Below are 19,128 nucleotides of genomic sequence, written 5' to 3' on the forward strand. Positions count from 1 at the left end.
ACATGACACTTTTTTCAGTAAATTACAGAACTACCAAAAATTCAGTATCATGGACGCAACAGTAGAAAATAAGACTGCGCTCAAAGGCGCAGAGTTCCTCGTAAAGGAAAGTGCTCCTGAAGAAGTGTTTACCCCCGAAGACTTTTCGGAAGAGCAACTGATGATTAAAGACATGGCCGACCAATTCATCAGTAAAGAAGTTACCCCCGTTGTAGAACGGTTAGATAAACTGGAAGAAGGCCTCATGCCATCACTCCTGGAAAAAGCAGGCGAACAGGGTTTACTGGGCGCATCGTTTCCGGAAGAATATGGCGGACTGGGCAAGGATTTCGTTACTGCCACCATCATTAACGAAGGCCTGGGTGCTGGTCACTCTTTTTCTGTTGCCATGGCTGCACATACGGGTATAGGATCCCTGCCTATCCTGTACTTTGGTACAGAAGAACAAAAACAAAAATATATTCCCAAACTGGCTACCGGAGAGATGAAAGGTGCCTATGCCCTCACGGAACCTGATTCCGGCTCCGACGCGCTCGGCGCCAGAACCACCGCCAAACTGACCGACGACGGCAAACACTATGTGCTGAACGGACAGAAAAGCTGGATCACCAACTCTGGTTTTGCTGATGTGTTTACGGTATTTGCCAAAATAGACGGCGATAAATTCACGGCATTTATTGTTGACAAAGGTACACCTGGATTTACCCTGGGAGCAGAAGAACATAAAATGGGGATCAAAGGATCTTCCACCCGCCAGATCTATTTCCAGGATGCCAAAGTTCCTGTGGAAAATGTATTGGGCGTTATCGGTAAAGGTCACCTCATTGCCTTCAACATCCTGAATATCGGCCGGCTGAAACTTTGCGCAGCTGCCCTCGGCGCCGCCAAAAAATGTATCAATACCTCCGTACAATACGCCAATACCCGCTTTCAGTTCAAACAACCGATCGCTAATTTCGGCGCTATCAAATACAAACTGGCTGAAATGGTCATCCGTACCTGGACAGCCGAATCAGCCCTGTTCCGCACGGCGCAGCTGATTGATGACAAAGAAAAAGAACTGTTTGCAGAAGGCAAACCATTCAACGAAGCCCTGTTGGGAGCAGCAGAAGAATATGCTGTAGAATGTGCCATCCTGAAAGTAAATGGTTCTGAAGTACTCGACTACGTAGTGGATGAAGGCGTACAGATTCATGGTGGTAACGGATTCAGTGATGAATACATCATCTCCAAAGCCTACCGCGATTCCCGCATCAACCGCATCTTTGAAGGTACCAACGAAATCAACCGCCTCCTCGCACTCGACATGACACTGAAACGTGCCATGAAAGGCAAGCTGGATCTGATGAATCCGGCTATGAATGTGATGAAGGAACTGATGAGTATTCCCGAATTTGGTAACGATGATGAAAGTGCGTTCAGCAAAGAAAGAAAACTGATCACCAACTTCAAGAAAGCCATTCTGATGACTGCCGGCGCTGCTGCGCAGAAACTCATGGCGAAACTTGAAAATGAACAGGAAGTACTGATGGACATTGCAGATATGGCCATCGAAACCTTTGTGGCTGAAAGCGCCCTCTTACGCCTGATCAAACTCACCCAGCGTAAAGGCGAAGCGGCAGCTTCCCTGCAGGCCGACATCGTTCGCACCTTTATTTATGATGCGGCAGACCGTATCAATAAATCCGGTAAAGATGCCATCAATGCATTTGCCGAAGGCGACGAACAACGCATGATGTTACTGGGCCTGAAACGCTTTACCAAAACAGAACCATTCAATGCAAAAGATGCCCGCAGAAGAATAGCGGATCAGCTGATTGCAGACAACAAATACGCCTGGTAAAACAGGTACACCTAACAGATGGCGGATATGCCGCCATCTGTTATTTACAATTAACACGCTCCTATTCCCCCGCACCTGCTTATCTTTACCAGATATCGACGACGGGACCATGAAGCCATCAGTACAATTTTTTCTACAGTTTTTTTTTGCATTAAGCCTTCCATTTCTGGCCTCCGGCCAGGCTTCCATACGCCTTAACCAACCGGCCAGGGAACAAAACAATGTTAATACAGGTAAACAATTTATTGCCGGCCGCACCTGCACCGGCTGTAAAGTAAGGATCAATAACGATACCGTACACGTATACAGTACCAACACCTTTGCAGTAAGGTATGACCTTCCCACCGGCAGAAGTACGTTCACCATCACCGCAGAAGATCCTAACGGTGAAACCTACACGAAAAACATTACCTATTATTATAATCCTTCACCAGCACCTGCAGCTACCAGCATATTCCGGATAGACTTCGCAGAAGTAAGCCCCAGCGGAAACGTTCAGCTATCGGCAGGCGATACCCTGCGTGTTAAAATGAAAGGCTATCCCGGTGCGGCGGCTACCTGGTTCGACCATGTTCCCCTGCTGGAAATGCCTGCTGCACAAACCGGCGGTGTACCCGGTTACTACAGCGGGTATTATGTCATTCAGCCCGCCGACTCGCTCCTCAACGGAAAGCTGCGCTTTACCCTGCGCAATCAGGCCGGAGAAACCGCTGTATTAAACAGTACCTATCGTTACACCGTCATGCGGAATGACATACCGCTCACCGGCCGTACCCTCGACAAAATGACGTATCTCACGGCCAGTCCGCACGGCGACCGCCTGGGACCTGATAAAATCGGCTATCTCGATAAAGACGTGTTATTGCAGGTAAGCGGCAAACAGGGGGATTATTATAAAGTCCGGCTATCTTCCAAAACAACGGCCTTTATTCCGGAGCCGCTGCTCGATACAGAGATACCACAGGAACATCCCTCCATTAGTATCGCAACAGATGCTAAAATATGGGGCGATGAAAAATCGGATTATGTTTCCGTAGCCTTGTCAGACAAACTACCCTATCTCTCCAGCCAGTCTGTTTCCCCCGGTAAAATCATTGTAGACATTCACGGCGCCTACAGCGAACAAGGACTAAATACCCTGTTGCAGAACACCCGTGAGATTACTTCCGTAGCCTGGCAACAGCCCACGCATGATGTACTCCGGATGATCATCTCCCTGAAACATATGCCCTGGGGTTATCAGGTATACTATGAAGGCAACCGTATAACGGTAAAGGTTAAACGTGTACCGGAAAGATTATCTCTGCGCGGCCTTACCATCGGGCTGGACCCCGGCCATGGTGGTGGAAATCCGGGTGCTTCCGGACTTACCGGCGCTTCCGAAAAACAACTGACGCTTATTTTGTCTATGCAGCTGAAAGCCGCCCTGGAAAGAGAAGGCGCTACTGTGATTGCTACCCGTACCACCGATAGGTTTGTCGCCAATGAAGAGCGGCTGTCGTTTTTCCGGCAAATCAACCCCGACATCCTGTTAAGTATTCACCTGAATTCGTCTGCCAATCCGGTAGATGCCCATGGTACTGCTACTTACTATAAACACACGTTCTGTGAACCGCTGAATGCGGCCATCCACCGGCGGCTGGTAGAAACCGGATTACGGGATTTCGGCAACAACAACGGTTTTAACTTCATCCTCAATAATCCCACAGAGTTTCCGGATGCGCTGGTAGAAACCCTCTTCCTCAGTAATCCGGGCGATGAAGAAAAAGTATTGGACCCGGCATTTCAGCAAAAGATGGTCGAAAAAATCGTGTTGGGTATCAAAGACTACCTGCAACGGGCAGCCCAATAAATAGTTTTCCCCTGGCCGTTACAGTTATTTGTACTGACCAGGGGAAAAACAAATTACCTAATATTATATGCCTGCCGCTGTTTTCAGGTAAGCCGTGAGTCGGTTTACCGCTGCTGTCACGGCGCCGATTTGCGTGCCTACTTCACTCCACTGTCGTTGTTCGATAGCTTCTCTTACGCCTGGAATGGTTTTAACACCGTAACCGGTATAAAATCCCGGCGCATAGATGGTATGCTTATACCAGGGCCGGGCAGGCAATCCTGCCGTATGTAACAACTGCTGTTCGGCCTGATACAGGGCTTTATTGAAGGCCGGGCTACCTTGTTTTTTGCTGTTGGCCAGCGCCAGTGTAACCGTATCCAATCCCGCCAGGGCATTTTGCAAAGGAGAAAAATCAAAATAAGGCACAGCCGTTTTAATAGCGGGTGGCAACAGGTGTTTGGCAGTATCTGTTACCAGCTGGTATTTGTTTTCGCGGATCAGCTGATTTTCTACCAGGGTAGATTCGCGCAGGCCTGCAGCCAGTTCCGTCAGTTCATTCACGTATCCGTTCACAGTTTCATAGAGTTTCCGGTAGTCGAATGGCAGGTTAACGGCATCGGCTATACGCAAAACAGTATGTCCGGCTGTCTGGGATAAAGCCAGGCCATAATGAAATCCAGGATCTTTAAACCGTACAAAGTCGTCGTAGGAGTCATAGATGGAATGATATTCTCCGCCGGCATCTTCCCCGCCATAACCATAGTTCAGGGAAGGAATGCCCAGGTGCTGGAGGAAAGCCGAATAATCGGACCCTGAGCCCATTGCACCAATAGCAATGCCTTGTTTTGCCAGTTTTTCTTTCTTTAGTTTGGGCGTGGCGGCAGACAGTGCCTCCACAGCCTGTTTCCGGGCGATCACGCTTACACCGGTTTGCGGATCTATGATATCGCGGCCTACTTCATTCACCAGGGTTTCCAGTGCATGAGAGCCCGAAGCTCCCAGGAAACCACGGCCATTGTTATCGGTATTGATGTACACCACTGCTTTTTGCTGCAGTTCTGCCGCATGGTCTTCCGCCCATTCAGTAGATCCCAGTAAGCCAGGTTCTTCACCATCCCAGGCGCAATAAACAAGCGTGCGGCGGGGGCGGTAGCCTTGTTTCACCAGCTCTCCGATGGCTTTTGCTTCTTCCAGCTGGGAAGCCATACCGCTGATCGGATCAGCGGCGCCATTCACCCAGGCATCGTGGTGATTGCCCCGTACCACCCACTCATCCGGCCATTCGCTGCCTTTCAGTTTGGCGATAACATTATAACAAGGGCGTATCTGCCAGTCGAAAGATAATTTCAGGTGTATTTTCTCTTTCCCGGGGCCGATATGGTAGGTAAGCGGCAGGGCGCCTCTCCATTCCGGCGGCGCCACAGGACCTCCCAGGGATTCCAGAAAAGGCCGGGCATCATGATAACTAATAGGCAACACGGGTATTTTCAGCAAACTGGTGGCTTCTTCCCGTTTCAGTCGCCGGGCATCGGCAGTAGCGCCGGTATTGGGAGTTAAAGGATCTCCGGGATAAATCACCATATCCAGGATAGAACCCCGTTGCACGCCATATTCATTTTTAAAAGCGCCTTTCGGATATACGTCACCGTTATAGTAGCCATCTTCTTTCGGGTCGGAGTAAATGATACAGCCGATGGCGCCGTGTTCCTGCGCAACTTTTGGTTTCGTACCCCGCCAGGAGCGGCCGTATTTAGCGATAACGATCTTCCCTTTCACACTTACGCCGGCTCTTTCCAGGTATTCGTAATCTTCCGGCAAGCCGAAATTTACATATACCAGTTCGCCCGTCACATCGCCATCCGCGCTCCAGCAGTTATAAGTAGGTAGTTGTCCTTCCTGGCCGGAGGTCGCATCTTCTTTCAGGGCAGGTTCTTTCAGCAGTGCTTTGTAGCCGCCCGGGATTTCCAGTAATCTTTCCTTGGGTGTCGGAAAAAGAACCTGATAGGTAGCCAGGGAGGCATCCCATCCATAGCTTTTAAACCGTTGCAGGATTTCATCCGCTACCGCTTTGCCGTGTGCAGAGCCGATATGATGCGGATGGGCAGATAACTGACGGATGGTTTCACCAATGTGCTGGCGGCTGAGTTGCTGGTCAAACCGTGCTTCCAGTTCCAGTTGTTTACCAGCCGCTTCAGGGGTGTAGCCGATGAGTTTTTTATCCTGTGCCCGGAGCAGTCCTGTCGTACACAGCAACAGGGCCAGGATACGGGGGAAATGATAAGTTGTCATAAGTGATATAGATCTGTTGGTTGTTCAGGGTTTATACTAAACAATATACGAATAGTCTATTATAATAATAGACTTTTTTGACCAACACTTTGAGCAGATAACATTTGGTTATGATCCATAAGCATAGGTTATCGGGCAAATAGTCTACTTAACGAGTAGATTACTCTATATTTGTAAATACTTCATAGCTTTATCCTTTGGGTAACATTAAATATCATCAACATAAACAGTAGTAATATGGCCAATGCGATTCAGGAATTTAACGACTACCGGGCTAAAATGAACGATGTCATACTGGGCAAGCAGAATAAAGTAATTAACCGCCTGTTTAACCTGGATACCAATACCTATGCAGCAGGAGCGCTGGATGTCAAAACAAAGGAAATGCTGGGGCTGGTAGCTTCCATGGTACTGCGTTGCGACGATTGCATCAAATACCATCTGGGTAAAGCTTTTGAACAGGGTGTTACGACAGAAGAGGTATATGAAATATTTGCAGTAGCGAATATTGTGGGCGGAACGATTGTGATTCCCCATACACGCAGGGCTGCAGAATTTTGGGAAGAATTACAGGCTCAGTGATGGTAAATTTACAGGTATCTATCGTAACTTTACGGACTCTATAATATATATTTTAACTCATACAAATGTCAACAGCAACTATAGCTCCGCAGACCGCCTTAACGGCAAAAGACTTTGCAACTGACCAGGAAGTGCGCTGGTGCCCTGGCTGCGGCGACTACTCTATACTCAAACAGGTACAAACCATTATGCCTACGCTGGGCGTTCCCCGCGAAAATATTGTGATCGTTTCCGGTATTGGTTGTTCATCGCGTTTCCCATACTATATGAACACCTATGGTATGCACTCGATCCACGGCCGTGCTACCGCCATTGCTTCCGGCCTCAAGGCAGCACGCCCTGAACTGAGCGTATGGATTGTAACCGGTGACGGTGATGGTTTGTCTATCGGTGGTAACCATACCATCCACCTGTTGCGCCGTAACTTTGATGTGAACATCATGTTGTTCAACAATCAGATCTATGGTCTTACAAAAGGACAGTATTCCCCTACGTCGGAAGAAAATAAAGTGACCAAATCCACGCCATTCGGCAGTATTGATCACCCTTTTAACCCAATGGCCCTGGCCCTGGGTGCAGATGCTACCTTCATTGCCCGCAGTATGGACCGTGATCCCAAACACCTGCAGGAAATGCTGAAACGCAGCCATGCGCATAAAGGTGCTTCTTTCCTGGAGATCTATCAGAACTGTAACATCTTCAATGATGGTGCTTTTGAAGTGTTTACGGAGAAATCTTCCAAAGGAGATGAAACCCTCTTTGTAGAGCACGGACAACCGTTGATTTTCGGTGCACAGAAAAATAAGGGGATTTACCTGGATGGACTGAGACCAACTGTCGTAGAACTGGGCGATAAATACAGTGCCAGCGACCTGTGGATTCATGATGAAAATGATTTCTATAAAGCGCAGCTGCTCACCCGTATGTTTGATGATTCGCGTATAGAAGGCCATTTACCACGTCCTTTCGGCGTATTCTACCAGGCTCACCGCTCTACCTATGAAGATATCATGGCAGCGCAGTTGGCCGACGCCATTGCTAAAAAAGGCCCGGGCGATCTGGATAAGCTGTTTGCCGGTAATGAAACCTGGACTATTAAATAAATACATCCGGTGTTCCGTATGGCGGCTGCCAGCGGATACTGTTTGAATAAAAAAAGAAGAGCGAAGACCAGTTGGATCTTCGCTCTTCTTTTTTATATCGCCCGTTACGGGTTGCTAATGTGTTAACGCTACTTCAAACAATACTTTATACAGGAGTACTACCCCGAATATAATCATACTCACCCCTGCGATACGATTGAGCCATTCTACATTGGTGAGGGTGAGTTTATGCCGGATCTTATCAGATACAAATACTTTCAGGATATCTGCCGATAATACCAGGCTTAAACAAACACCATACATGATAAAACGATGAGATATTGCCGTAGCACTGTTGGCGACGCATACACCCAGCCAGAAAATAATCACACCCGGGTTGAGGGTATTCATTAAAAACCCGGCCAGCCATATTTTCAGGTAATCATGTGTACGGAACATCTCCGGTTTTTCATCTCCGGTACTGATTCTCACCTTTTTAAACAACAGGCCGTAAATGCCCATCCCTATCAACAAAAATCCGCCTACCACTCCGATAGAACGTTTGTATTCTTCCAGGCCACTGATAAAAGAAGTAGCGAGGTTACCTATCAGTACAAATGCAATGTCGCTGAAAGACACGCCCAGTGCGAAACTGATGCCGGCTTTAAAGCCATTGTTAATACTGTACTTTATGATCGCGAATATTACCGGGCCCACCGATAACGACAGAAATAATCCCAGTCCTAATCCCGCTACGATTGCTGCTATCATGCTTATAGTTTCCGTGTCACACAGGTGCTTATTTAATTCTTAACGGTTTTCCCTTCCAGGAATTTTTCCCAGTCAGACAGCTTCTCGCCTTTCATCACTCTCGGGAATTTGTTCATCGCCCCTTCCTTGCCTTTGCAACGGAGATAATCGATAAACAGTTCATTCGGTAATATTTCCACAAACACTTCCTTCAAGGCAGCGGATCTTTCCACAGCATAGTCATCATTGACTTCTGCCAGGGTCTGATCTATTATTTCACGGACTTTACCTGCGTCCACATCCGGGTTATCGGTACCGATATACCAACGGTGGGCGAACAGGTTCTGATAACTGAATCCGGCTACGGTAAATTCCCGTACGGTAATGCCCAGTTTCTTCTGTACATTATCGATGGCCTTGTTCATGTTATCCACACTCATGTGTTCCCCGCACAGGCTCAGGAACTGTTTGGTGCGGCCTACAATCACTATTTCATGTTCCTTTACGGAAGTAAACTTCACCACGTCGCCAATCAGGTAGCGCCAGGCGCCCGCGCAGGTAGACAGCATCACCGCATATTCCACATCTTCCACTACTTCGTGGATCATGTAGGATTTAGGATTCGGTTTTACTTCTCCTTCCGCGTCGAAGTTTTCTTCATTAAACGGAATGAATTCGTAGAAAATGCCGGCATTCAGCACCAGTTTAATTCCTCTGGTTCCCGGGCGTGCCTGGAAACCAAAAGAACCTTCTGAGGCCATATAGGTTTCAATGAACGCTATAGGCTTTCCGAGGAGCTTCTGGAAGCTATCCCGGTAAGGTTCAAAGGATACCCCTCCGTGAATATAAACGGCCAGATTTGGCCAGATTTCATGGATATTTTTAACGTTGTGGTATTTAATGATTTCTTCCAGCACAATCTGTACCCAGGCAGGTACGCCACAAACGGTACCCACGTCCCATTCGCGGGCTTTCCGCACAATCAGCCTGATACGTTGTTCCCAATTGGGTTTACGGGAAATTTTTCCACCCGGTTTGTAAAAACGGCGGAACCATTTCGGGATATTTTTGGCCTGAATGCCACTCATATCACCTTCATAATAATCGCCTTTTTCAAACAGGGAAGTAGTTCCTCCCAGCATCAGGATGCCCTTTTCAAAGGAACGCGGCGGGATATTGAAATTAGCCATAGAGTACAGCTGTTTCACCCCTACCTTTTTTACTGTTTTCAGCATAGCCTTGGTCACCGGGATATGCTTACTGGCGGATTCCGAAGTACCGGAACTCAACGCAAAATATTTTATCTTCTCCGGCCAGCTCACATTGGCTTCACCTTCCAGACAACGATACCACCACTCCTTGTGCATCTTGCTATAGTTATGCACGGGTATTCTCTCCCGGTATTGCCCGATAAAACTAGGGCTATCCAAAATTTCCTGAAATTGATAGTGGTGGCCGAATTCTGTATCCTTTGCTTTCTCCAGCAAACGGTGCAGCACCTGCAGCTGATATTGGCGCGGTGTTCCTAATTTAAACGTGAACTTCTTCCTGATACGTAGTGACCTGGAAATAAGATTACCTATGATGGCCATTAACTTTTCCTCTCTTTAAATTAAATGAACTGCAAAAATAAGCGGAATCTTGAATATAAGGTGATGGATAATTACAAATTACAGCTTGTAAATTGTAAATAAATATATTATATATATTCAAATAACAATACATGTAGGTTATAATTCGCAATTACTAATTCACAATTCGTAATTACCTTTGCCGCATGTTAAAAGCAACTTTACTCAAAGCTACAGAAGCCAGCGGAAAAATACTGCAGGAATATTTTAACGGTCCATTCGAAGTGAGCAGTAAAAGTACCCTTAACGACCTTGTTACAGAAGTAGATAAAAAGTCCGAACAAACCATCATAGACATCATCCGTGCAACTTATCCTGACCATTTCATCCTCAGTGAAGAAGCAGGGGAACTAAAAACGGATGCCACGGTTAAATGGATCATTGATCCTATTGACGGTACTGTCAACTACGCCAACGGCATTCCCATTTGTTGCGTATCTATTGGCGTGGAAAAAGAAGGAGAAATGATACTGGGCGCCGTATTCAACCCCTTCATGCAAGAGCTGTTTGTGGCAGAAAAAGGGAAAGGCGCTACCCTCAACGGCAAACCCATTCAGGTTTCCCGTAAGGAACAGGTAGCACAATCCTGCCTGGTAACCGGTTTCCCTTACCATTGGGAAGAAAAGCCGCGTAACCCGCTCACCGCCCTCGAAGAAGTGATCAAAGCAGGTATACCGGTACGCCGGCTCGGCTCCGCAGCCATCGATCTTTGCTGGGTAGCCTGCGGCCGTTTCGATGGCTTCTGGGAACATCACCTGCAACCCTGGGATGCCGCCGCCGGATTCCTGATCGTAGAAGAAGCAGGGGGCAAAGTCACCGATTTTGACGGCAATAAATATTCACCATATCAAAAAACAATACTGGCCACCAACGGCCGTATTCATAGTGCATTACAGGACCTTATTAACGGTAAATAAGTTTAGGGAAAGATGGAACAGGAAAGAACAGAAATAAACGACCTCGGAGAATTCGGATTGATCGAATATCTCACCAGGAACATTGAAATACAACATGCCAGCACCGTACTGGGTGTAGGCGATGACGCCGCCGTGATTGACCACTTCGGCAAACAAACCGTGATCAGTACCGACATGCTGGTAGAAGGTATCCACTTCGACCTGATGTACACCCCGCTGAAACACCTGGGTTACAAAGCAGTAGTCGTAAACCTGTCGGACATCTACGCGATGAACGCCACACCTACCCAGATTACTGTCAGCATTGCCTTTTCCAACCGGGTATCTGTAGAGGCGCTGAATGAGTTCTATGAAGGTATTTATGCCGCCTGCGATAAGTATGGCGTAGACCTCATTGGCGGCGATACCAGCAATTCCCAGAAAGGATTTATCATCAGCGTAACTGCTATCGGAGAAGTAACCCCAGACCAGTTCGTGAAAAGATCAACGGCTGAAAAAGGCGATCTGCTCTGCGTTACCGGCGATCTGGGTGCCGCCTACCTGGGCCTTACCCTCCTCGAAAGAGAAAAAAAGATCTACCTGGAAAACCCGCAGCTGTCACCAGACCTCGAGAACCAGACCTATATCATTGGCCGGCAGCTGAAACCGGAAGCCCGCAAAGATATTATTGAATTCCTCCAGGAACAGGACATCACGCCTACCGCTATGATGGATGTAAGCGATGGCCTCAGTTCCGAAATCCTGCATATTGCCAAACAAAGCAACCTTGGTGTTATTCTCTATGAAGAGAAAATTCCGATTGCCCAGGAAAGCAAGGAAATAGCCATGAAATTCGGACTGGATCCTACCGCCTGCGCACTCAGCGGCGGAGAAGATTACGAACTGCTGTTCACCATGAAACAACAGGATTATGACAAGATTGTACTGAATGAACAAATCAGTGTAATCGGATATATGACCGACATCTCCGAAGGCGCCCATATCCTCACCAAAGGCGGCAACAAGTTCAAACTCGTTGCCCAGGGCTGGAACGCTTTTCAACAATAACTTTATCAACGCATAAAAAAAGCCCCGCAAGAGATTGCGGGGCTTTTTTTATGCGTTGATCGCAATAATATTATTCTATGGTAACCGGTATCACCGGACTATTATGTGTAGGCGGCAGCTCACCGGCAAAAATGGAAAACTTCAACTGATATTTACCCGGCTTCTCCGGCATCACTACCTCCAGGTTAATCAACCGGCGAAGAATGGCTCTCTCCAGTGTCATCACAGACTTCACCGGCGGTAACATATCTTCCTGATGCATAAATACATATCCCAATACCGGCTCATGCTCCCGGTCTAAAGGAATCGGCTGACGATAACCATTGTCTGGTTGCAATATCACATTCACCCGTTCGCCCCGTTTTGCTTTAATGGCTTTCAGCGCAGGTTTCAGCTGTATCAGTGAATAAGAATAGTAATGTGGTTGCAGGTTATAATCCCACGTTCCCAATATAGTTTTTACACTATCCGTTACAGGAATACCCGCCCCCGGATCAAAGATGACCATCACTGGTTTTCCCCACAGCTGCGTTTCTGTATCCCAGAAATTATACTGGCTCCGGCGCGATTCCCGGCTGTTAAGACTATAGGATAACTGCCCGGTATAAAACATGTATTTGGATGGCAGCTGATAACTGTTCATAAATACGACCGGCCGGCCGGCAGCACGTGCTGCTACCTGCGAAGTCCACTCCTTATTGTGGTGAATTTCAGGCCTGATTTCCACACCCGGCATAAAATCCCAGATCATATACACCCGCGTAGCCAATACCAGCAACAACGTTACCGGTAAGGTATATACCAGCCAATTCCACGACAGCTTTCTCCGCATAATGGCATGGTGCGCCAGCAATGTGGTAGGCGTAAACAACATCACGGTCCAATTGGCTTCTACCCGGCCTTTGAAAGTGCTGAGCAGGAAAAATACCAATACCCCAATGACGTTGAATTTCAGTGCCCGTTCAAAAGTATGCTGAATAGGACAACGGAAAGCATAATACAGAATCAGCCAGCCGAGCAGCGGACCAAAAAGCAATAACTGTCCGCCTATATAATCCAGTGTATAGGTAATATCGTAGGAAGTGGCATTCCGCTCTATCAGGTGGTATTGCAACGAGGGGAAGCCATGTGTATACTGCCAGTAAATATGCGGTAAAAACAACAGCGTAGTAAGAATACAGGCAATATAAAACTTGAAAACCTTGAGCAGGTTGATGTTGGACAACACCGTAAAAAACACCAGTAGTACCCCATGGTATTTACTGTAAAACATCAGTGCCATGGAAACGCCCAGCAGCAATGTATTTTTCCAGTTTTGCTCCGACAGGAAATTGCGGTATGCCCAGAAATATACCGCAGCAAAAAAGATCAGCGGTACATCCGGAACTGCCAGCATCCCTCCTATCTGCATCGCTCCCATCGCTCCTATCAACAGGTAAAATAACGTGTTATCTTTTGCTGCAATGAGTTTGGCCGTAATCCATAAAGTAAGGGTATTCACCACCACGATCAATAGTCGTACCCCTAACTCATTATGAAAAATACTGTAGCCTAGCTTGATCAGCAAGGCAATCATGGGTGGATGGTCAAAATAACCCCAGTCCATATGACGGGAGTATACCCAGTAATAAGCTTCATCATCCCACAATTCGGAGAAAGAAGCCTGTATGAGTCCTAACACCAGCCAGGTTAACAGGAAAAGATTGCGGTATTGATTTTTTGTAAAGAACCTTTTTATTTCGCTCATGCAAATATTCAGTATGATTAATCCAGTGCGAAGATAGGTCTATTCGCAGTATACTGTTACTTCCCAGTTTGGCCGGATGGCAACCAGTGCTGCTGCATACCCGGGCTTGATACGCCCACGCTGCTGCGCCTGTCCGATTGCGCGGGCCGGGTACAGGCTTGCCATTCGCAGGGCTTCCTCCAGGGAAATACCTACCTGTTCCACACAATTACGGACTGCCTGTATCATCGTAAGCCGGGAGCCAGACAATACACCGGTGGCACTTACGAACCGATCTTGTTCCCGGAGATAGGTATAAGGCCCGGTTTTATTTTCCTCTACCGCATCGGTAATCAGGAATAAACGTTCACCCATGATCTTTTTACTGATCCGGATGGCGGCAAAATCCACATGTACGCCATCCGCGACAATACTGGCACTCACGGCCGGATGATCGTATATAGCTCCTACGATCCCCGGAGCGCGGCTTTCCAGCGGCGACATGGCATTAAATAAGTGGGTAGCATGCCGGATACCCTGTTCAAAAGCAATGTAAGCCTGGTCGTAGGTAGCATTGCTATGCCCTGCAAACACCACAATACCCGCCTCCTGCAACTGCCTGATCAGGATGGGGTCACAGCATTCCGGCGCCAGTGTCATTATTTTCACAATGCCCTTGCCATGAGTAATGATCCAATCGATATCTTCCTGCGCAGGTTTACGGATGTACTGCGGTAAATGCGCCCCTTTTTTTGCCGGATTAATAAAAGGTCCTTCCAGGTGAAGACCGGCTACGCCTTTGCCTCCCTGTTCCCAATAGGCTTTCACCGCATGTATGGCTTCCAGCATAATTTCCGGTGAAATAGTGGCTACAGTAGGCATCACCAACGCTGCGCCGCCCGCCTTGCTGTAGTCTACCACCGCAGTCAGTGAGGCAACAGAAGGATACAGGGAAAACACCGCGCCATTGCCGCCATAAATCTGCAGATCAATCATAGCCGGCGCCAATATAGCCCCCTGCAGATCCACGACCGTACCTTCCTGCGATTCCACGGCAGCAGCAGGCAATATCGACGTAACAATGCCATAATCTGTTGTAACGGCGCTTTCCTCCAATATTCCATCTCCGGTGAATACCCGGGCATTTGTGTAGGTAACTGGCATATTCCGGTAAGTTTAAGTGACTTTATATTGCAGTAAACAAGGATACGCAGGCACTATACAGCATTTCTTTCTGTATCACACTAATCCCGGACTTCATACAATTCCAGGGGCAAACCATCCGGATCTGAGAAAAAAGTAAATCGCTGCTGTGTGTGCGGATCTAAACGTATGGGTTCCGTTTCCACGCCTTTGTCCTGCAGCTGCTGAACAGCCGCAGTAATATCTGCCACGGCAAAAGCCAGGTGACGCAGGCCACTGGCTTCCGGGCGACTCACGCGTGCAGGCGGGTCGGGAAATGAAAATAATTCTATGATATATTGCTCACCAAGTGCCAGGTCCAGCTTCCAGGAATCGCGTTCTGCGCGATATACTTCCCGGATTACCTGCAGGCCCAGCACATCGGTATAAAACGTTTTACTGCGGTGATAATCAGTACAGATAATAGCGATGTGATGGACTGCCTGTAATAACATGGTAAGCCGGTTTATATTATGCTTTGGGCAAAATAGTGAAGGCGTCTGCATCCTTCAGGAAAGGAATATTTTTTCTTATTTCATCCAGCTTCTCACGTTGAAGGGTATACGTAAAAATGTCTTCGTCATGAGATTTGCGGTAGATGATTTCACCCATAGGATCAATCAGGCTGGAATCGCCGCTGTGGTAGATGTTATTGCCATCATTGCCCACCCGGTTTACACCTATAGCAAAACATTGATTTTCAATGGCACGTGCCTGTATCAGTGTTTTCCAGGCGGTACTGCGCCGTTCCGGCCAGTTGGCCACATTCACCAGCAGGTCGTAGGCCGGCGCCTGGGTATCCGGTTGAATGGTATTTCTGGACCATACCGGGAAACGCAGGTCATAACAAACGGTCAGATTGATTTTCCAACCTTTTACCTGGGCTATCAATCGTTTATCACCGGGATGATAATGTTCATCTTCTCCGGCATAGCCAAACAGATGGCGCTTGTCATAAGTACCATAGGTGCCGTTAGGCAGCATCCAGATCAACCGGTTGAGGTACTGACCCTCTTCTTCGATGATCAGGCTGCCGGCGATGATCACATTCTTTTCGGCGGATTTTTGTTTCATCCACTGAAAAGCACTGCCATCCATCTTTTCGGCCAGGCGTTCCGGTTGCATACTAAAACCGGTACTGAACATCTCCGGTAAAAAAATGACTTCCGTTCTTTCTCCTATACTGTTGATCTTCTCATCAAACATTCGGAGGTTAGCCGCTATATCTTCCCAGTGCAGCTGCGTCTGGATAAGTGTTACTTTAAGGTCTGACATTGTCGGTTATTATGAACACTAAATTACAACCTGCGTCATTAGAAAACTTTTAAAATTATAGCTTTCTTATGCCTCATTATTTACAATTTGTTCAAGCGCATCACTAATCAGATCGGATTCAAAACCTTTTTGCAACAGATGTTGCATCGTTTTGTACTTTCTTTTCAGGGGCTGTTCTCTTTCCAGTGACCGGTATTTTTTGTCTGCCAGTTTCAATAATACAGCTGCATAATCATTTTCATCTATCTCCTCCATCGCTTTTTTAATGCAGTAGGCAGATACCTGTTTTTGTTTCAGTTCCAATATTATTTTTTTGCGCCCCCACTGTCTGATACGGAATTTGCCGCCGGCAAAAGCTTTCGCAAAACGTTCTTCATTCAGGAAGTTATCGGCCACCAGTGTTGCCAGTGCCTCTTCTACTTCCGCACCGCGCAATCCTAATTCCAGACATTTATGCCGGGTTTCGTAATGGCTTCGCTCCTGGTAGGCACAATAATGCCGGAGCTTTTCTATCTCTTTTTGCATGTGATGGCACACTATCGCCGTGCCACCAACAAAACAGTTGCCCTGTTGGTGGCCGGTATATCAGATGGATTTATTTTACGATACGCAGTTTCGCGTAGTTCAGCATGATCTTTTTCTCTCCGCCACCCTTCGGGAATACAATGGTGGCAATACGGTTATTGGGAGCACCTTCTATAGCAGTGATGTTACCGAAACCAAATTTCTGGTGTTCTACTTCCATACCTGGTTGCATGCCTGCCGGATCATCGGGGGCAAAACCAGCGGTAGGCACGTGATTCACCGGTACAGAAGATGGTTTGGGCATCGGTTTGGGAGAAGAAGACTGCGCCGGGGCTGCCGGGCTTTTCTTCTGCATCCGGTCAAACATATTATTGGCATTGCTGTTGCTCCAGCCGTTGGTACTGCCGCTGCCGAAGGCATTACGTACACTACCTCCACCAGCATAGCTGCGGTCAATAAATTTATCCGGCATTTCTTCCAGGAAGCGGCTGGGTTCATTCTGCACCAGGTTACCGAAACGATAACGGCTGTTGGCATGCGTCAGCCACAGGCGGGCCTTCGCACGGGTAATCGCTACGTAAAACAACCGTCTTTCTTCTTCCAGTTCTTCGCGGGTGTTAATAGACATGCCGCTGGGAAACAGCGTTTCTTCCAACCCTACGGTAAATACCACCGGGAATTCCAGTCCTTTTGCAGCGTGAATGGTCATCAGCTTTACCACGTCGCTATCTTCATTATTGCCCTGGTCTGCATCTGTCAGCAGGGTAATCTGCTGCAGGTAGGAGCCCATGCTTTTATCCAGCAACTCCCCTTCTTCATCAGGGGTTTCTGTAAATTCCTTGATGGAGTTCAACAGCTCCTGCACGTTCTCATACCGGGCAAGACCTTCGGTCGTTTTATCGTTGAAGAGTTCTTTCACGATATTGGTAGATTTTCCGACCATTACCGCTACGTCGTAGGCATTCTGTTTGCCCAGCATCGCCTGGAAACTGCTGATCATCGTCACAAAACCTTCGATTGCTTCCAGCGTGCCGCTTTTGAAACCGAATTCCTTGGCTCTTTCCAGCACTTCCCACATGGTGATGTTATGCTCATTGCTGAGCACCACCGTTTTTTCGATAGTGGTTTTACCGATACCACGCACCGGGTAATTGATAATTCTTTTCAGGCTCTCTTCATCGCGGGTATTCATGGTCACCCGCAGGTAGGCCACAAAATCCTTGATTTCCTTCCGCTGGTAGAACGACAGACCACCGTAAATACGGTATGGAATGGCTTTCCGGCGGAGGCTTTCCTCAAAGGAACGGCTTTGCGCATTGGTACGGTACAGAATCACAAAATCGCGGTTATCATAATGGTTCCGCAATTTCTGTTCTGCAATGGTATCTGCTACAAATTTCCCTTCCTCGTTATCGGTCATGGTGCGTACCAGTTTGATGGTATCACCTTCTGTATTATCTGTCCAAAGATTCTTTTCTATCTGGCCTTTGTTATGGGCTATTACCTCGTTGGCAACATTCAGGATAGATTTGGTACTGCGATAGTTTTGTTCCAGTTTTACCACTTTCACATCATCGTAATCTTTTTCGAACTGGAGGATATTTTCGATCGTAGCACCACGGAAGGAGTAAATACTCTGGGCATCATCTCCCACTACACAGATGTTTTCATTGACAGCACCCAGGAGTTTAATGATCTCGTACTGTGCCGGGTTGGTATCCTGGTACTCATCGATCATGATATATTTAAACTTGTGCTGATATTTATGCAGCACTTCCGGGAAGGCCTTGAGGATCACATACATTTTGAAGAGCAGGTCATCAAAGTCCATGGCGCCGTTTTTAAAACAGCGTTTGGCGTACATGTCGTAGATCTTACCGATCATGGGCCGGTTGGCGCGCATGTCTTCCTGTTGTACCAGATGATCCAGCTGGTATTCTTCCGGTCCCATCAGGCTGTTTTTAGCAGCTGAAATGCGGTTGTATACGAAGTTGGGCTTATAGTGTTTATCGTCCAGATTCAATTCATTGATGATGGTTTTCAACACACTCTTGGCATCATCGGTATCATAAATGGTGAAATCACTGGGATAACCGAGGCGGCTTGCTTCTGCACGCAGCAAGCGGGCAAATACGGAGTGGAAGGTACCTATATACAGATTGCGGGCTTCACTGCCTCCCAGGATCTTTTCCACCCTTTCCTTCATTTCACGTGCCGCCTTGTTGGTAAAGGTGAGCGACAAAATATTAAACGCATCAACGCCATTACGCATCAGATGAGCAATACGGGTGGTCAGCACCTTGGTTTTTCCCGAACCGGCGCCGGCTACAATCATCAATGGGCCATTGATATGTGTTACTGCTTCCCGTTGTTGTTCGTTAAGCTCGTCTAAATAGTTTGCCTTCATCTCGACTGCTGTTTATATTTTTTGTAGATAGATGTAAT

Annotated in this window: 15 protein-coding genes; 6 read left to right on the forward strand and 9 right to left on the reverse strand. The window is 47.4% G+C overall.

Annotated elements, in window-relative coordinates; genetic code table 11:
• Positions 1-49 precede the first annotated feature (49 nt).
• Positions 50-1,843, forward strand: a complete 1,794-nt coding sequence (locus OL444_RS01675; RefSeq protein WP_264734982.1) for an acyl-CoA dehydrogenase FadE — start codon at positions 50-52, stop codon at positions 1,841-1,843.
• Positions 1,844-1,952: 109 nt separating this feature from the next.
• On the forward strand, positions 1,953-3,695 hold the full coding sequence (locus OL444_RS01680) for an N-acetylmuramoyl-L-alanine amidase (protein WP_264734981.1): 1,743 nt from the start codon (positions 1,953-1,955) through the stop codon (positions 3,693-3,695).
• A gap of 63 nt (positions 3,696-3,758) precedes the next feature.
• Here the strand turns inward: OL444_RS01680 and OL444_RS01685 are convergent, their stop codons facing one another.
• On the reverse strand, positions 3,759-5,966 hold the full coding sequence (locus tag OL444_RS01685; protein ID WP_264734980.1) for a transferrin receptor-like dimerization domain-containing protein: 2,208 nt from the start codon (positions 5,964-5,966) through the stop codon (positions 3,759-3,761).
• Between the two features lie 237 nt (positions 5,967-6,203).
• Here OL444_RS01685 and OL444_RS01690 point away from each other — a divergent pair, with 237 nt between their 5' ends.
• Both OL444_RS01690 and OL444_RS01695 read left to right on the forward strand, forming a co-directional pair.
• The gene (locus OL444_RS01690) at positions 6,204-6,548 is read left to right on the forward strand and encodes a carboxymuconolactone decarboxylase family protein (protein ID WP_264734979.1); all 345 of its coding nucleotides are present in this window, start codon (positions 6,204-6,206) and stop codon (positions 6,546-6,548) included.
• Positions 6,549-6,613: 65 nt separating this feature from the next.
• Complete coding sequence (locus OL444_RS01695) at positions 6,614-7,651, forward strand: 2-oxoacid:ferredoxin oxidoreductase subunit beta (protein WP_264734978.1); 1,038 nt, start codon at positions 6,614-6,616, stop codon at positions 7,649-7,651.
• A 114-nt stretch (positions 7,652-7,765) separates the two neighbouring features.
• On the opposite strand, the gene OL444_RS01700 is transcribed toward OL444_RS01695, so the two are convergent.
• Both OL444_RS01700 and OL444_RS01705 read right to left on the reverse strand, forming a co-directional pair.
• Positions 7,766-8,401: a LysE family translocator gene (locus OL444_RS01700; RefSeq protein WP_264734977.1), complete on the reverse strand. Its 636-nt coding sequence runs from the start codon at positions 8,399-8,401 to the stop codon at positions 7,766-7,768.
• A gap of 32 nt (positions 8,402-8,433) precedes the next feature.
• Positions 8,434-9,972, reverse strand: a complete 1,539-nt coding sequence (locus tag OL444_RS01705) for a GH3 family acyl-acid amido synthetase (RefSeq protein WP_264734976.1) — start codon at positions 9,970-9,972, stop codon at positions 8,434-8,436.
• A 185-nt stretch (positions 9,973-10,157) separates the two neighbouring features.
• Here OL444_RS01705 and OL444_RS01710 point away from each other — a divergent pair, with 185 nt between their 5' ends.
• Positions 10,158-10,928: an inositol monophosphatase family protein gene (locus tag OL444_RS01710; protein WP_264734975.1), complete on the forward strand. Its 771-nt coding sequence runs from the start codon at positions 10,158-10,160 to the stop codon at positions 10,926-10,928.
• A 12-nt stretch (positions 10,929-10,940) separates the two neighbouring features.
• Positions 10,941-11,975, forward strand: coding sequence for a thiamine-phosphate kinase (thiL, locus tag OL444_RS01715; RefSeq protein ID WP_264734974.1), 1,035 nt, complete (start codon positions 10,941-10,943; stop codon positions 11,973-11,975).
• A 70-nt stretch (positions 11,976-12,045) separates the two neighbouring features.
• On the opposite strand, the gene OL444_RS01720 is transcribed toward thiL, so the two are convergent.
• From OL444_RS01720 to OL444_RS01745, 6 genes are all read right to left on the reverse strand, one after another.
• The gene (locus OL444_RS01720; RefSeq protein ID WP_264734973.1) at positions 12,046-13,722 is read right to left on the reverse strand and encodes an ArnT family glycosyltransferase; all 1,677 of its coding nucleotides are present in this window, start codon (positions 13,720-13,722) and stop codon (positions 12,046-12,048) included.
• Positions 13,723-13,761: 39 nt separating this feature from the next.
• Complete coding sequence (nagA, locus tag OL444_RS01725) at positions 13,762-14,865, reverse strand: N-acetylglucosamine-6-phosphate deacetylase (RefSeq protein WP_264734972.1); 1,104 nt, start codon at positions 14,863-14,865, stop codon at positions 13,762-13,764.
• 80 nt (positions 14,866-14,945) lie between these two features.
• Positions 14,946-15,338, reverse strand: a complete 393-nt coding sequence (gloA2, locus tag OL444_RS01730) for an SMU1112c/YaeR family gloxylase I-like metalloprotein (protein WP_264734970.1) — start codon at positions 15,336-15,338, stop codon at positions 14,946-14,948.
• 16 nt (positions 15,339-15,354) lie between these two features.
• A complete protein-coding gene (locus tag OL444_RS01735) occupies positions 15,355-16,158 on the reverse strand; it encodes an amidohydrolase (RefSeq protein WP_264734968.1) in 804 nt (267 codons plus the stop codon).
• Positions 16,159-16,224: 66 nt separating this feature from the next.
• The gene (locus OL444_RS01740; RefSeq protein ID WP_264734966.1) at positions 16,225-16,683 is read right to left on the reverse strand and encodes a regulatory protein RecX; all 459 of its coding nucleotides are present in this window, start codon (positions 16,681-16,683) and stop codon (positions 16,225-16,227) included.
• A gap of 70 nt (positions 16,684-16,753) precedes the next feature.
• Positions 16,754-19,090 carry an ATP-dependent helicase gene (locus OL444_RS01745; protein ID WP_264734965.1) on the reverse strand — a complete coding sequence of 779 codons (2,337 nt, stop codon included), beginning with the start codon at positions 19,088-19,090 and terminating at the stop codon, positions 16,754-16,756.
• Positions 19,091-19,128: the final 38 nt, after the last annotated feature.

Source organism: Chitinophaga nivalis (genome assembly GCF_025989125.1).
GTDB classification, from domain to species: Bacteria; Bacteroidota; Bacteroidia; order Chitinophagales; family Chitinophagaceae; genus Chitinophaga; species Chitinophaga nivalis.